Source organism: Amycolatopsis plumensis, assembly GCF_042652605.1.
GTDB lineage: Bacteria > Actinomycetota > Actinomycetes > Mycobacteriales > Pseudonocardiaceae > Amycolatopsis > Amycolatopsis plumensis.
Genome location: NZ_JBHSJY010000001.1, coordinates 3352701 through 3366825, shown reverse-complemented (window position 1 = coordinate 3366825; position 14125 = coordinate 3352701). Strand labels below are relative to the sequence as shown.

At 66.6% G+C, this 14125-nt stretch carries 19 protein-coding genes; 15 read left to right on the top strand and 4 right to left on the bottom strand.

The window, feature by feature from the left end; genetic code table 11:
* The first annotated feature begins 300 nt into the window (after positions 1 to 300).
* Positions 301 to 480, top strand: coding sequence for a hypothetical protein (locus tag ACFPLC_RS16125; protein WP_378235841.1), 180 nt, complete (start codon positions 301 to 303; stop codon positions 478 to 480).
* Positions 480 to 902, top strand: a complete 423-nt coding sequence (locus tag ACFPLC_RS16120; RefSeq protein WP_378197794.1) for a putative T7SS-secreted protein — start codon at positions 480 to 482, stop codon at positions 900 to 902. The genes ACFPLC_RS16125 and ACFPLC_RS16120 overlap by 1 nt, the downstream gene beginning before the upstream one ends.
* Positions 903 to 1143: 241 nt before the next feature.
* Here ACFPLC_RS16120 and ACFPLC_RS16115 read toward each other — a convergent pair whose 3' ends face one another.
* The gene (locus tag ACFPLC_RS16115; protein WP_378235840.1) at positions 1144 to 1317 is read right to left on the bottom strand and encodes a hypothetical protein; all 174 of its coding nucleotides are present in this window, start codon (positions 1315 to 1317) and stop codon (positions 1144 to 1146) included.
* An 80-nt stretch (positions 1318 to 1397) separates the two neighbouring features.
* Here ACFPLC_RS16115 and ACFPLC_RS16110 point away from each other — a divergent pair, with 80 nt between their 5' ends.
* Together ACFPLC_RS16110 and ACFPLC_RS16105 are read left to right on the top strand one after the other, a co-directional pair.
* The gene (locus ACFPLC_RS16110; RefSeq protein ID WP_378197798.1) at positions 1398 to 1697 is read left to right on the top strand and encodes a hypothetical protein; all 300 of its coding nucleotides are present in this window, start codon (positions 1398 to 1400) and stop codon (positions 1695 to 1697) included.
* Between the two features lie 4 nt (positions 1698 to 1701).
* The gene (locus tag ACFPLC_RS16105; RefSeq protein WP_378197799.1) at positions 1702 to 2118 is read left to right on the top strand and encodes a hypothetical protein; all 417 of its coding nucleotides are present in this window, start codon (positions 1702 to 1704) and stop codon (positions 2116 to 2118) included.
* Positions 2119 to 2600: 482 nt separating this feature from the next.
* Here ACFPLC_RS16105 and ACFPLC_RS16100 read toward each other — a convergent pair whose 3' ends face one another.
* Positions 2601 to 3107 carry a DUF4232 domain-containing protein gene (locus tag ACFPLC_RS16100; RefSeq protein ID WP_378236271.1) on the bottom strand — a complete coding sequence of 169 codons (507 nt, stop codon included), beginning with the start codon at positions 3105 to 3107 and terminating at the stop codon, positions 2601 to 2603.
* 528 nt (positions 3108 to 3635) lie between these two features.
* Here ACFPLC_RS16100 and ACFPLC_RS16095 point away from each other — a divergent pair.
* Positions 3636 to 4349, top strand: a complete 714-nt coding sequence (locus tag ACFPLC_RS16095; RefSeq protein ID WP_378197803.1) for a tyrosine-type recombinase/integrase — start codon at positions 3636 to 3638, stop codon at positions 4347 to 4349.
* A 24-nt stretch (positions 4350 to 4373) separates the two neighbouring features.
* Here the strand turns inward: ACFPLC_RS16095 and ACFPLC_RS16090 are convergent, their stop codons facing one another.
* A complete protein-coding gene (locus ACFPLC_RS16090) occupies positions 4374 to 4982 on the bottom strand; it encodes a TetR/AcrR family transcriptional regulator (protein WP_378197805.1) in 609 nt (202 codons plus the stop codon).
* A gap of 591 nt (positions 4983 to 5573) precedes the next feature.
* Between ACFPLC_RS16090 and ACFPLC_RS16085 the strand changes: the two genes are divergently transcribed.
* Genes ACFPLC_RS16085 through ACFPLC_RS16075 form a run of 3 tightly spaced genes read left to right on the top strand, consistent with a single transcriptional unit; the run spans position 5574 to position 6878 of the window.
* Entirely contained in the window at positions 5574 to 5771 is a 198-nt protein-coding gene (locus ACFPLC_RS16085; protein WP_378235839.1) for a hypothetical protein, read from the top strand.
* Between the two features lie 60 nt (positions 5772 to 5831).
* A complete protein-coding gene (locus tag ACFPLC_RS16080; protein ID WP_378197810.1) occupies positions 5832 to 6506 on the top strand; it encodes a stage II sporulation protein M in 675 nt (224 codons plus the stop codon).
* 33 nt (positions 6507 to 6539) lie between these two features.
* Positions 6540 to 6878 carry a DUF1801 domain-containing protein gene (locus ACFPLC_RS16075; protein WP_378197812.1) on the top strand — a complete coding sequence of 113 codons (339 nt, stop codon included), beginning with the start codon at positions 6540 to 6542 and terminating at the stop codon, positions 6876 to 6878.
* Here the strand turns inward: ACFPLC_RS16075 and ACFPLC_RS16070 are convergent.
* On the bottom strand, positions 6859 to 7854 hold the full coding sequence (locus tag ACFPLC_RS16070) for an Lrp/AsnC family transcriptional regulator (RefSeq protein ID WP_378235838.1): 996 nt from the start codon (positions 7852 to 7854) through the stop codon (positions 6859 to 6861). The two genes, ACFPLC_RS16075 and ACFPLC_RS16070, sit on opposite strands and share 20 nt — an antisense overlap.
* On the opposite strand from ACFPLC_RS16070, the gene ACFPLC_RS16065 reads away from it, so the two are divergent.
* The 7 genes from ACFPLC_RS16065 (at position 7830) to ACFPLC_RS16035 (ending at position 13731) form a co-directional block, all read left to right on the top strand.
* Positions 7830 to 8003, top strand: coding sequence for a hypothetical protein (locus ACFPLC_RS16065; protein WP_378235837.1), 174 nt, complete (start codon positions 7830 to 7832; stop codon positions 8001 to 8003). The genes ACFPLC_RS16070 and ACFPLC_RS16065 overlap by 25 nt on opposite strands.
* A 237-nt stretch (positions 8004 to 8240) precedes the next feature.
* A complete protein-coding gene (locus ACFPLC_RS16060; RefSeq protein WP_378197815.1) occupies positions 8241 to 9206 on the top strand; it encodes a metallophosphoesterase in 966 nt (321 codons plus the stop codon).
* Positions 9207 to 9530: 324 nt separating this feature from the next.
* The gene (locus ACFPLC_RS16055) at positions 9531 to 10013 is read left to right on the top strand and encodes a polymorphic toxin type 28 domain-containing protein (protein ID WP_378197817.1); all 483 of its coding nucleotides are present in this window, start codon (positions 9531 to 9533) and stop codon (positions 10011 to 10013) included.
* Positions 10014 to 10048: 35 nt separating this feature from the next.
* Positions 10049 to 10474 carry a contact-dependent growth inhibition system immunity protein gene (locus ACFPLC_RS16050; protein ID WP_378197819.1) on the top strand — a complete coding sequence of 142 codons (426 nt, stop codon included), beginning with the start codon at positions 10049 to 10051 and terminating at the stop codon, positions 10472 to 10474.
* 975 nt (positions 10475 to 11449) lie between these two features.
* Positions 11450 to 11950, top strand: coding sequence for a hypothetical protein (locus ACFPLC_RS16045; RefSeq protein ID WP_378235836.1), 501 nt, complete (start codon positions 11450 to 11452; stop codon positions 11948 to 11950).
* Positions 11919 to 13078 (top strand): IS3 family transposase gene (locus ACFPLC_RS16040; protein WP_378208302.1). Its coding sequence is split into 2 segments (ribosomal slippage): positions 11919 to 12197 and positions 12200 to 13078, totalling 1158 coding nucleotides; the frame shifts between segments, so codons are not numbered across the junction. The genes ACFPLC_RS16045 and ACFPLC_RS16040 overlap by 32 nt, the downstream gene beginning before the upstream one ends.
* Before the next feature lie 170 nt (positions 13079 to 13248).
* A complete protein-coding gene (locus ACFPLC_RS16035; RefSeq protein WP_378208244.1) occupies positions 13249 to 13731 on the top strand; it encodes a tyrosine-type recombinase/integrase in 483 nt (160 codons plus the stop codon).
* The last annotated feature ends 394 nt before the right edge of the window (positions 13732 to 14125 follow it).

Here is a 14125-nt window from a genome sequence, read left to right as displayed (position 1 = left end):
GCGGTACACTCATAGCTATGAAAGGAGAAGGCGCGGAGGCAGAAAGTGAACCCGTCGTGGCCAGGTGCGCGCAGGAGGTGGTGGCTGGCCGGCGCAGTCTTCACGAGTTCGATCCGGTGTTCGCTCGGGCGACGGTCTACGAATCCTGAACCGGATGGTGCCCCCACAGGCGCTCACCGCGATACGGCGACGAGCCGAGCAGAAACGCACCGGGCAGGCCATGCCCACCACCGAGCTCAACGTCAAGCGCGAGGAGGGCGCGGCTTGTGCGGCGACGCCGGACTCTACGGCCATGCCGGCGTGCACAGTGCGCTTGCGGACTACTGCGCGCGGTGGAGCACGGGGCTGGACACGTTGACCGAGGATGCCGGCGTGATCGGCGATTGCCTCACGCATGCCGCGGACGCCTACCGGGGAATCGACGAGGCGGCCGCACGGCAGCTGCCCGCGGATCCCGGCAGCGTGGCGATCGGTGACTGATGGCCGAACTTGGTGAGACTTCTGATCCGCGCGCCCTGGTTCCCGGTGACCCGGCCGCGATCGAGGAGAACGCCCGGGTACTGCATGCCCGGTCGCGGGGAACCGGACAGGCCGGAGACAGCCTCCGCCGAATCGACACCGGCTCCTGGGCCGGTCCGGCCGCGGTCAAGTTCCACGACAAGTTCAGCTACGAACCTGCCAAGTGGCAGGCCGCCTCCGACTCGTTCGACGCGGTCGCCGAAGCACTCGACGGGTACGCGCCGGCGCGGCGCTGGGCGCAAGGTCAGGCGAGCGAAGCCATCCGGCTGTGGGACCGAGGCCAGGCCGCAACGGCGGACGCGAAGGCCCGCTATGACCGCGACGTCACCAACGCCGACACCCAGAACCGACAGCACGCCGCCGACGGTGACCCCACCGGGTGACCGTCGCGCCGTTCCCCGACCCCGGCGAGGCCGACCGGCAAGCGGCGCGTGAGACACTGAACCGCGCCCGCCAGCAGCTCACCGAGGCCGGGGACCGGACCGCGGAAACCATCTCCGACGAGGCCGGCGGCGCACCCACAGCCTCAGACTGGCTCGACGACGTCGGCGGCTTCTTCGCCGACTTCGGCGAAGGCGCCTGGAACGCGTTCAAGGGGTTCGACGAAGGCGTGTGGAACCTCGTCTACGCCATCGGCGACCCAGGCAACCCCGACCACGAGGGGCTGGCCGACATCGCCTCGGCCGCGTGGCACAACATCACCCACCCGGTGGACTTCGGCAAGAGCCTGATCGCCTGGGACGACTGGGCCGACCACCCCGGCCGGGCCACCGGCCAGATCGTCGGCGGGCTGCTCATCGGCGGCGCAGCCGGCAAGCTTGCTCAAAGGCACCCGCGCCGGAGAGAAACCCGACCCGGCCGCGCCGAAACTGCCGCCGGTGAAGGCTGCCCTGAAGGAGTACTTCGACCAGGGCACACCGCCGAAGGCATCCGATCTGGCCCGCTATGCGGAGTCCAAGGGATGGAGGAAGCAGCAGACACCGAACGGCCCGCCGAAGTACGTCGACGAGAACGGCATCGTCCGGATGACCCTCAAGGAGGGCAGCGGCCGCGCCCCGGGCAGCGAGAACCCCCACGTCGAACTGCGCAACGAAGACGGTGTCCGCATCGACCCGCAAGGCAACCCGGTCACCAGGAAGAGCCTGGGAAACCACACACCGATCACCTGGGACAACTGAGCACATGACGAACTACACCGACTTCCCCGGCCTCGCCAACGTCTACCTCGAAGACAGCTTCGTCCTCGCCATCGACGAGACACCCACCTCGCTGACCTTCCGGCTCGAGGCCGTACTGACCGAGTCACACCCGCGCTATCACCAGCCGCGACCGGACGAAGCACACTGCTACGCCGACGCCGTGCTGACCATCGCCGACGCCACCAAGATCGAATGGGTCACCCGGTCGTCCCAGACCTACCGCGACGCCACCGGCGAAGAAGATCTCGGCAACATCGACAGCCTCCAACGTCACGACGATCACTACGAGATCGCCGGGGACTGGGGCCACGTCCGGATCTACTCGAGCGCGGCGCCGCGCTTCACCCTTACCTCCGAAGCCACGAACCCCTCGAACCCGCACGGCAACACAACCGCTTGATCGAGCCACCGGCTCTCAGCACACCGCCGGTTTCCCGCGACAACAACAAAAATGACCGCGAACGCCAGATCGGGCATCCGCCGCCAGCACGACCTCGGCAGGCGACCCGATCACCGGAACCTGACGACCTCGGACATACAACAGGCACAGAGATCGGCCTGACCTGCGAAAGATCATCAGACCAAACGTCTCCGCAGGTCAAACGCATGATCACAGTGGGCCGCCTGGGGCTCGAACCCAGAACCTACGGATTAAAAGTCTACGGGAAATGAATGTCAGCGAGTGCCGCTACGTGTCGGACTCTGCTAATAAATGCAGGTCAGCCGACATTTGCACCGCCTTTCAGTGTCGTCGAGTGTTGCACGATGTCAGGCACTACTCAAGCAACGGAGCCCCATCGGAGACGCACTGGCATTGATTCTGGTCTATTGTGGACAAGCCTGAGCGACGAAAAGACGACTTGGTCGCCGCCGCCAATCGACTCAGTGAATCCGAGTGAACCAACTCGACGAAAGACTGCCGACCACCCCTCGTTTCGGCGGCCCGGGCTCGATTGGTCCTGCAGCGTCGACTGTCGCCGAGCCGCCCTGCCAGGACACGACGATCCGCCCTGAGGCAGACCTGCCGCTCCACCCCGACCAGGTGATCGGCGCCGACGCCGACTGACCCGGCTCCAATATCACGAAAGGCGGGACGCGCATCTCCAGCGTGACCCACTGATCCACGCCAAGCGGTTGCCCATCCGACCCCAGCGGCTGCAGTCCCGGCTTGCTGCCCAACCGGCAGACCCGCCCGCTGACGTTCTCCGCAACCACCTCGCCACGCAACCCGCCACCCGCAGCCCGGAACCACCGGACCGACACCGCGAGATCACCCGAGCCGCACGGAGGAACCCGTGCCTCTTCCTGCCATCGCGACGATCGAGCGGCAAACAACTCCCCCGCCGGCGGACCTGAATCCGGCTCAGCCGACGTGACGCGCCAGGGCACCCGACCACCATCGGCCGGGCGTTGATCACCGGAGTCCACAGCCACCACCTCCGACCAGCATTCCTTCCGGCAAGTATCCCAGCCAAATCCGGGGCTGCGCTGCAGTCATGACGCCCGCTGGAAAGCGACACCCGCTATCGGCGTCCCGGCCGCGGGACGCAACCTGACGTCCGGGTCCACGACGTCGAGGAGGCGGCCACGGCGGCCTGCGGCGAAGGTCCCCCGCGAGAGCCGAGGCGAACGATCTGGCCCGGTCGGGGTGAGCGACGACGAAGCCCGATTCCGCGCAAGCCTGCATGGGACAGGTGTCCTTGGTGATCTACGCTGACCGCGTGGCCGAGGCTGATGCCGCATTGCCAAATTCCGTTCCTCCTCACCTGTTTTTGTTACGAATCGACCGTCGTTTATGGACATCAGCCCGACTCGGGTTCACGATCATCGCCTGTGGCGAGTTCGCCGTGATCACGACAGCAGCACGCCACCCTCCGCGACCACCATAAGGAAAGCGGTCATAGGTGTTTCTTCTGGATGAGGCGCATGACCATGGCATCAGGAAATGGATTGTTCAAGCGATGCGGATGTCGCGATCTCGTGACGGGTCGCCGGCTGGGGAGCCGGTGCCCTCAACTGGCGGTGCGGGGGCATGGGAGCTGGTACTTCCGGCTGGAACTGCCGCCGGGGAAGAACGGCAGGCGACGGCAGCTGCGCCGTGGCGGGTTCGCCTCCCGGAAAGCCGCCGGTGCCGCACGGGACTTCCTGCACAACCCCACCACCCTGGACGGCGTTTCGGGGTCGGCGGTGACGATTGCGCAGTGGTTGCGTTTGTGGCTGGAAAGCCGGGATAACCTGGCGCCTTCCACGATGCGCAGCTATGCCATGCACGCCCGGCGCCACCTAATACCGAGCCTGGGGCATGAACGGGTCGCCGAGCTGACCCCTACCCGGGTGCAGGCGATGTTCACCTCGCTGGCCCGCATGAACGCGGCCGCCGGCCGACCATCGTCGGCGGCGACGCGCCGATCAGCCAGTCCCGGTCCTGCCCTTGTCGCGGCGGGCGGTGCCGCGTGCCAGGGGAAACTGCGCACCGACAGCGCAGCTGCTGTGGTTGTGTTGGCAGGCCAGGGAAACCGGCCGGATCCGGCAGCGGGTGGAACGAGCGAATTCAGGCCAGGGAAGCTTTTCCTCACCTGTTCTTGCGCAAAGACTGAAGTCGGCAGGTCACCGGGACCGCCGCGCGCCTGAACGTGGACTCGCCCCGGAAGCCGGTCAGCAGGTGGTGGAGCCCAGGACAGCGTCGACTGCCAAGTACAGGGTGTCGTTCTCGGCCTGCAGGACCGATCCCTCGGCGGGAAGCGCTCGCTCGAGCGAGAGGCCGTTCAAGACGGAGAGCAGGAACCTTGCGCGCCGGGAGTTGTCGCCGGCGGCAAGGGCGCCCTCCTCGGTGAGGACCGTCAGCCAGAATTCGACGCGCCGTAGTCCCTCCCGCTCGATGGCGGCGTACGCCTCTCGCACCTTTTCAGTCGGCTCCGGGGCGATGAATTGCTCGTGGAGGAGGTGGAACGCCTCCCGGGCGCCGGCACCCACGCCGGCGGGCGCGAGGACCTGCCGCAAGCAGTCGGCGAGCCGCTCGCGAGCCGGCACCGTCCGGTCGTGGATCTTCTCTGCGGGGACGACGACGTCGTACAGCCGGGTGAGCACCTCGTCCTGCAGCTCGCGCTGCGTCGGGAAGTGGAATCGGAGAGACCCCGTGCTCACCCCGGCACGCGCGGCAACCGCCCGCACGCTGAGCTTCGCGCCGGGATTCTCCCCGATCATCTGCATCGCCGCCCGCACCACCTTGTCCCGGCTGCTCAGCTGCCCGTTTCGCTCCGTCATCCCGTGAACCTCCACGTCACGCTTCCATCTTTACTAACACACTGTGCTAGTTTGTCGCCCGGGTGGACTAGCACAGTGTGTTAGTACACCGACGACCCCGCTTCGGACGAATCCGGTCGGGCTGATTGGAGGAGCGGAAGCCATGTTCGAGACGGCACGACGCCGGCAGGCGATCCGACGGGTCAAGCCGGGCAACGGCCGGCCTCTGCAGCGTTTCCGCTGGTGGCACCTGCCGATGGGGCGTGGACTGTTCTACCTACGGCCGTCGCCCGCTGCCCGCCGGACGGCGACATATGCCGTCGACGTCCGGCGCTGGGGCGGCGAGCCGCTCGCACACCTGTATCTCAACGACCGCCATCAGGCTCAATCGAGGATTCCCACGGTGTTCTCGGTGAAGAACGGCGTCATCGAGGTGGCGATGAGCAGGTTCGGGATCAAGCGCTGCCACTTCGTCACCGCCGGGGGGGGCAGGAACACCAGCTCGATCCCGACCCGAAGTCGGCCGTGGGCAGGCGGGCCCATCTCGAGCGCAACCACCCGACGGCCAGTCGTGTGATCGGCGCTGTCTCGGTGCTGCTGCTCGTGATTGGAGTGGGACTAAACCTGCTGCAGCTCATCGAACCGATCTCCCGGGCACCGGCGATCGCGGAAAGCCTCGGCACCTTCACCTCGCCGATCCGACTGCCTCCCTGGCTCAACATCACGCTCGCCCTCGGCGCTGCGCTGGCCAGTACGGAACGAACCCTCCGCCTGCGCTACCACTGGCTGCTCGACGGCGGAGGCCACTAGCCGACCACCGCGCGCCCTCGCCGGCGTGCCGGCGCCGCCCATAAGAATGGATCACTCGCCTTGAACGGCCTTCGCACACCGGTTCAGATCATCCGCGCCGATCTCCGCGCGTACGTTCTCGTCACCGCCCTCGTCTACGGAATGCTCCTCCTGGGCATCGCCCTCGCCACGATTTTCCCCGATCTCCACGCCGCGCGAACCTCCTCCTTCGCCGGCGGGAACCAGGGAGCCCTCGTCGACGCCGTGGTCGGCAGCCCCTGGCTGTTCGCCACGACCATCTTCCTCGTCAACGTATTCGCGACAGCCTTGCCGCTCATCGTCCTGCCGTCAGCCGTCGTGCCCTTCGCAGGCCTCGCGATCTTCTCGATCAAAACGATCGACCTGGGGATCCTCGTCGCACCCGTCGACCGGACATCAGCGCTGACCCTGATTCCGCATTCCCTGACCCTCCTGATCGAGTTCCAGGCATACGCACTGGTGCTGTTCGGCGCCTACTTGCTGGGCAGGTCCTGGCTCCGGCCGACGAGTTCAGGTGCCACGAGGCCTGAGCCGGCTCGGCTGGCTCTGGCTCCCGGCGCTCGCGCTCTTCGTCCTCGGCGCCGTCTACGAGGCCGTCGAGATCTACTGCCTGGTGCCGCTGATACTCAGCACATGACGGATGTGTCGAGCCAGGTCAACCCGATCAGGAATCGAGAAGCATCGAGCACGAAGCCGGAACTAACGTCGATGCCGTGACTTGCATCGAATCTGCCAAGGAGGCCTGATCAGATGTTCACGAAGAAGGGTGACGCGGCTGTCCTCGCCAAGCTCGGTGATGCCCCTGCCCAATATCGGGAGATCGGCGAGCGCCTGCACAGCATCATCCGGGAGAGCGCCCCGTCGCTGGAGCCGATCGTGCGGTGGGGGCTTCCGTTTTACGTGAAGGACGGCAAGGACGTCTGCTACATCAAGGTGGACAAGGACTTCATCGCGTTCGGCTTCGGCGAGGTTGTGAACCCCGCTCGCGAGGAGGGTGGCCACATGCACCCCGTCGCGTGGACACTCACGTCGCTGGACGACGCGACGGAAGCCAGGATTCGCGCGCTGATCAAGAAGGCGGTGATCTGACGACGACGGCTCGCGCCCCGGCAGGCTGGCCCCTGCGGTCGTCGGTGTTCGAGAACGATGCCCACGGATCGATGGGTACCACGTCGGTGATCCGGCCGGTGTCGTCGAGCAGGCAGCCCATGCGTTTGGCGGCGTGGAGTGTGACGGCGCGGTCGGTGAGGGAGAGGGCGGGGAGTTTTGCGGCGAGTTCCGCTTCCAGCCGCTGGACGTCGCCGAGGGAGCGCAGCCACAGGGTCATCACGAGGTTGTCCGCTCCGGTGGTGGCCGCGCACAGGCGGACTTCCGGCAGCTCGGTCAGGGCGGTGGCGGTCCGGTGCAGCTCGTTCGGTGGTACCCGCGCCCAGAACGTCGCGGCGACGGGCCATCCGGTGATGGGCTGGGCGACCTCGCAACGCAGGGACAGCAGGCCGCCGCCGATCATTTCGTTGAGCCGGCGGCGGACGGTGGACCCGCTTCCCGCCGTGCGGGCCGCGATGTCGGCCGCGGGGCTCCGGCCGTCGCCCAGGGCGCGGAGTACTTCCCGGTAGTCGTCCTTCCAGACAGGCCGGTTTCCGGCTTTCGGTGGGCTGGAGACACGGTGCTGCGGCGACAGCGCGTCGAGCCGCCACTGGTTGCCCTCGCCGTAGACGGTGGTGACCGCGTGGGTCCGCGTCCCGCGTAGCCCGGGAAGCTGCTGGAGCTTCTCGAGGACGAGCCGGGACAGCGTCGCCAGATCGGGAGTCAGCACCGTCAGGAACAGGTCCCGGCCACTGCTGACGATCGAGATCGAGGCGATCTGTGGGACACGGGACAGCACCTCCACCGCATACGCGCGGGCGGTCGGCTGGAGATCCACTTCGATGAACGCGTTGCAGTGGTCCTGCGCCCACCGCCTGACTTCGGGATAGGCGATCACCCGGGCGGAGCCGACCTGGGTGGCGGACCGGGCCGGATCCTGCTCTCCGGCTGAGGATGGGCTGGCGGCGCCCGCCGTCACCGACGACACCGAAGGCGCCGTCGCACGTCGGCCCGCCGCACCCGGCGCTGAGCAGCACGGCGCCCGCCCGCACCTCATCCGTGACACCGGCCGCCGGGGCCGCGCGGCGCCCGGGCGAACGGCCGCCGAGCGATCCGGACGCCACGTGATCTCCGGATGCCGGGCCGGCGACGCGAATCGCCAGGGACAGTCACCCGCGGACCAGGCCACGGCGGACGTCGGATACCCCGCGCTGGCACGTCGCGCGGACGAGCTGAGTTGTCGCCACCGCCCGGAAGCCTGCCCGAGTTCTCCTCGGAACTTCCTTTTGTCGCCATCCACCGATAAGTGAAAGTTTCTCACCAGCCGTCACACTGAGGCGACTTTCCGTCAACTTGGGAGATGTGATGGCGACGTTAGGCACAGCGCGCCTGTTCGGCGCGGCGACGATCATGCTGCTCTCGTCCGCGGTCCTGCCCGCGACAGCGCACGGCGCACCCGCCGTCGACGCTGCGGAGAAGTTCAGCATCGTCGTGATCCCCGACACCCAATACGCCGCGGAACGCTACCCGGCCGCCTTCAACGCACAAGGCCAGTGGATCAAGGACAACCGGGTGGCGCGCAACATCCGGTACGTCGTCCACGAAGGCGACATCGTGGACGACTCCGACCAGACCGGCCAGTGGGCCAACGCGAACAGTGCCCTCGGCCGCCTCGACGGCAACACCCCCTACATCCTCGGTGTCGGCAACCACGACATGGACGCCATGCCCAAGGGGCAGGATCCCGCGGTGGTCCGCGACGCCGCCGCGTTCAACGCCAACTTCCCGGTGACCCGCTTTTCCGGGCTGCCCTCCTTCGGCGCCTCCTATCCGGCCGGCAAGAACGACAACAGCTACCACACCTTCACCGCCGGCGGCACCAGCTGGCTCATCCTCGCGCTCAAGTACGCCCCCACCGACGCGGAGATCGCGTGGGGCAGCACCGTCATCGCCGCGCACCCGCGCCATCAGGTCATGGTCGTCACCCACGCCTACCAGAGCGGCACCACCAAGGACAGCGTGGGCAAGAAGCTGTGGACGCAGCTGGTCAGCAAGCACGCCAACGTCTCGTTCGTCTTCTCCGGCCACTACACGGCCCAGGGCCTGATCACGGAGAAGGGCATGAACGGCAACACCGTCTACCAGGTGCAGGCCGACTACCAGAACATCCTCCAGCTCGCCCCCAACAGCTATTTCCGCGTCATGAACTTCGACCCGGCCGCCCGGACCGTCGCGGTGACGACGTATTCGCCCTACCTGAACAAGTACCTGACCGACGCGAAAAACCAGTTCACGCTCACCAACGTCGCGTTCCTGCCCGCCGTGGCCTGAGTCCATCCAGGTGCCCCGGGCCTGGGGGCCGGGGCACCTGGTTTCCGGTGCGCAGCGGGCGAAACCCTTCTCCGGCGTCGCGGCCGCCGGGTGCCTCGGGCCGCCATCCTGGGTGAGATATCAGGCCGGTTTCGAACACGTCTCGCGTCCATTCCGCGCCCACGCCTCGATCTCGGCCGAGCCGTCGTCGAGCGGCCGGACCCATCAACGTGGGTGCGCAGGCACGGGCACGAGGGAAGGCCTCGGCACGGAGTTGCCTCGTCGGTCAGTTGACGCAGGGGGTGCCGCTGCCGTCGACGGTGGCGCCCTGCGGGCCGCCCGCCGGTGGGTTCAGCGGGCGAAGGCGTCGGCATCGCCCTCGACGCCACCGGCATCGGCGCCATCGCCGGTGTACCCCTCAACGCCGTGTCCGCAGCCGGCATCGCCGTCGGCGGAACGATGACCGTCGGCGCCGTCGGCGACCTCGCCCGGCACGCCATGACCGACGACCACGTCGAACCCGTCAAGCCACACACCAACCCCACCAAGACCGACCGACTCAGGGAACACCTCACCGACAAGGACCTCGACGGAGCCCGCCGCGAGCTGAATGGCGAAGTCGTAGCCCGCAAGGGTGACGGCACACCTTGGGACCACGTCACCGAAGTCAGAGAGGCCCAGAACGGCCTCTCGAACCAGATCAACCGGCTGAAACGCCAGCTCAGCGACTCGCGGCTATCGCCGGAAGACCGTCCTGCGGTCGAGGCCGAGCTGTCCGAGGCCAGCCGGCTGCTCGACTACAGTGAACAGTGGGTACCACGCGGATAGCAGCCTCACCTATACGACAGCTGACACGAGGAGCCATGGGGACCAGTCCAGACGTCGACGAATCGCTCACCCTCGAGCAGATCGAAGACCACCACTGGGGCAACCCACCAGCCGACGCAACCCGGCTGATCAAAACCGTCTACGAGCTGCGCCACAAGCCGATCGGCTCCATGGACATCGAAGACCTCCGCGTCCTGCTGCTCCAGCAGGAGAGCGTCGACGTGCTGGTCCCCATCGCGCTGACCCACCTCGAGCAGAACCCACTCGCCGAAGGCGACTTCTACCCCGGCGACCTGCTCACAGCGGTCCTGAAGATCTCGCAGGCGTACTGGCAGCAGCACCCTGACCAGCGTCGCCGGGCATCAGCTGTGACCACAGCAGTCGAGGCCCTCGGCAACCTCGACGATCACGGCGCACCACACGACATCGTCTGGCAACAGATCCACGCCTTCCGCGGCTGACGACAGCCTGATGTCACTCTTTGCTGGACGCACGGCGACACTGACTTGCTGGGGGTCGAGAGAGGGAGTCGCTAGAGTTGCTGGCCACCCTGCTCGACGACGTGGCAGACGTCGCGTGAACAGACCAGTTTCGTGCGGAATCGGTCGGAGTCACCGCGGATGGAGTTCCCCGTGCAGTGAGTAAGTGGAGCGTATAGCGCAGGGCGGTGATCATCGTCTTGCCGGTGCCGTCGCCGGCTCACGACGCCCTATGCGTAGTGGGATCGAACCAATCGAGACCGAGGCCCTTCCAGCGGCGACTCGATCAACCTCGCGCTGGCCATGAGCATACCAGCCAAGCCTCGTGATCGATCAGATCGGACATCTATGCTTTATGGCCTACTATGACCACAGAGACCGAGGCTGCTGCCACACTGCCAAATTAAGTTCCTCTTCGTTTGAATTATTACAAATAGACTGTCTCTTGTAGACATTTCTTGGGGCACCCGTTCACGATCGTAGTCTCGCGGTGATCTGCCGTGATCGCGGCAGCACGCCGTCACAGCAATCTCTGCGAAGTCATAGTCACGAATGGTCTTCTTGTGAATGAGGTGCATGACCATGACATTGGGTGATGGAGTGTTCAAGCGGTGTGGGTGCCGGTGCCACGTAACGGGGAGGCAGCTGGGTACACGTTGCCGCCGATTGAGCGAGCCAGAGCATGGGTCGTGGTGGTTCGTGGTCGAGGGACCGCGCGCTCTGGACGGTTCTCGTTCGCGAGTGCGTCGCGGTGGCTACGTCTCAGAGGAGGCCGCGAAAGCAGCCCGGGAACAGGTCGCAGCGACCTCCAAAGGCATTGGACTGACAACCGGTCACTGGCTGGATTACTGGATCACCAATTGCAAGCTACGTCCCAGGACGCGCCGGTCCTACCGGCAGCATGTCCTCACGTACCTGATCCCGCAGCTGGGTGATCTACCGTTGGTCACACTCGACGTGACCGACGTGCAGAAGGCGTTCACCGCGATCGCAGCCGGGAGCGGATCCCGGTATGGCCGGCTGGCCCCGTCGACAGTGACGCGGGTCCGCGCGACGTTGAGCTCCGCCCTGACCACCGCGGTCGGTCACGGACTGCTGGCACACAACCCAGCACGAGGCCGCGAGATCGAGCTCCCGGAAGCGGTGAAGCCGCAACCGTATGTGTGGACCGACGAGCGGGTAGCACGCTGGCGGGCAACCGGATGGCGCCCCGGACCGGTATGCGTGTGGACCCGAGAACAGACGATCGAATTCCTCAACGCCATCACCGACCACAAGCGCTACCTGTACTACCACCTCGTCGCCGTCACCGGCCTACGCCGCGGCGAAGCCGCTGCCTTGCGCGAGGTCGACGTGGACGGGTCTGCCCAGGGTCTGGTTGACACCTCACCTGTGAGGCTTCAGCCTCACCTGGAAGGATGTCACCGTGCCCAAGCCCTACCCCCGCGAGTTCCGTGACGACGTCATCGCCGTGGCCCGTCGCGGCGAGGCCCCGTTGAAGCAGGTCGCCAAAGACTTCGGGATCTCCGAATCGTGCCTGGCCAACTGGCTGCGCTCGGCCGACGTCGAGGACGGCGCGCGGCCCGGCGTAACCCGGGACGAGTCCGCCGAGCTGCGGGAACTGCGGAAGCGGAACCGGCTGCTGGAGCAGGAGAACGAGGTCCTGCGCAAGGCCGCAGCCTATCTCGCGCAGGGCAACCTGCCGGGAAAATAGCGTTCCCGCTCGTCCGTGAACTGGCCGCGGCCGGCGCCCCCGTGCGGGTGCCGGTCGCGGTGACGTGCAGGGTGCTGGGGTTCTCCCGGCAGGCCTACTACCAGTGGTGTTCGTCCCCGGTCTCGCAGCGCGACTTCGACGACGCGCATCTGATCAACGCCGCCCTGAAGATCCATGCCGATGACCCGGCGGACGGGTACCGGTTCATCGCCGACGAGCTCGCCCGACAGGGCTTCGCCGCGTCGGAGAACCGGGTGTGGCGGATCTGCTCGATGCAGCAGATCTTCTCGCTGCACGCCAAGAAGAAAGGCCGTACACGTCAGGCGGGGCCGCCGGTGCACGACGACCTCGTCCGCCGCGACTTCACCGCCGCCGCACCGAACACCAAGTGGCTGACCGACATCACCGAGCATCCCACCGGCGAGGGCAAGCTGTATCTCTGCGCGGTCAAGGACTGCTACTCCAACAAGATCGTCGGGTACTCCATCGCCGACCACATGCGAGCCTCACTCGCCGTTGGCGCGCTGCGCAACGCCATCGCACTGCGCGAGCCACACGGCGTCGTGGTCCACTCCGACCGCGGAGCCCAATTCCGATCAGCGGCCTACCGGCGCCTGCTGCACGCTCATGGGCTGACCGGGTCGATGGGGCGGGTCGGTGCGTGCGGTGACAATGCCGCGATGGAATCGTTCTTTTCATTGCTGCAAAAGAACGTTCTCGATACCCGGCGGTGGCGCACCCGGGAGGAGCTCCGGTTGGCGATCGTGTCCTGGATCGAGACGAAATACCACCGCAAACGCCGGCAACGCGCCCTGGGCAAGCTCACCCCAGTCGAGTTTGAGACCATCTACACAGCCGCAGCAGCGGCCTGAAAATAGTCAGCTCCGGTGTCAACCGAAGTCTGGGCAGCCCCGACCTGGGACACAACGAACTGTTCGTCACCACCAGACCAGACCCCGAAGAGCAGGAAGACGACGATGGGAAGCTGAAGAGTTCCTGGAGCACACGGACCATCGCTCTCGACCACGTCACCGCCAGCCTGATGCGACGCCACCTCACGGCTCAAGCCGGGCTGCCTACAGGACCAGACGGAGAGCGGTACCTGTTCACCACTCCCACGGGGATGCCATGCCGACGCGACCTGTTCACCCACCAGTTCGAGGACCTGCTGGTCGAGCGCACGACCCTGCCACCGATCCGCCTGCACGATCTCCGACATGGCGCAGCCTCGTTGTCGCTGGCCGCCGGCAACGACCTCAAGAGCGTGCAGGAGATGCTCGGGCACGCCTCGATGTCCTTCACTGCAGACTACTACGTCTCGCTCCACCCCGGCACTCGCCACCAGGCCGCCGAGAAGATCAGCGCGTCCCTGTTCGCCGCGCCGCCCGGCCGTACGCACCGGACCGAGCTCCCGCTCCACTGCCGACGCGTAGCGGGCGGTGCCGCAAAGTGCCGTCACATGTCGACAACTGCCGCAGAACCTGACCCTCGGACGACAAATCCGCAGGTCCGCCGCCTTCGCTGAGCACCAAATGTCGGCCTTGAGCTGAGAAACACGGTCTACGCGGGCTACCGCGAGTACTACGGGACTCCGATGCGTCTCCGTTCGTCATGCCGTGCCGAACCGCTCCGAGGCTGTCAGTAAATCCGCAGGTTCACCCCTTCACCAAGCACTAAATATTGACCCTGAGCTGGGCAAACACGGTCACACGATGGTGACTGCCCAGCACCAGGGGGCTCCGATGCGTCTCCGTTACGCGCGCCGTGCCGAACGGCTCCGGCACCGCCGGGCCACACCCACGGACACACCACGCCCGACGAACACAGACGCGGAACCACACCCAGAGGACGCCGGCCGCCCATCGCCACAACGACGATTTCCCCGCAGCAGCAACAAAAACGACCGCCGCCGCCAGATC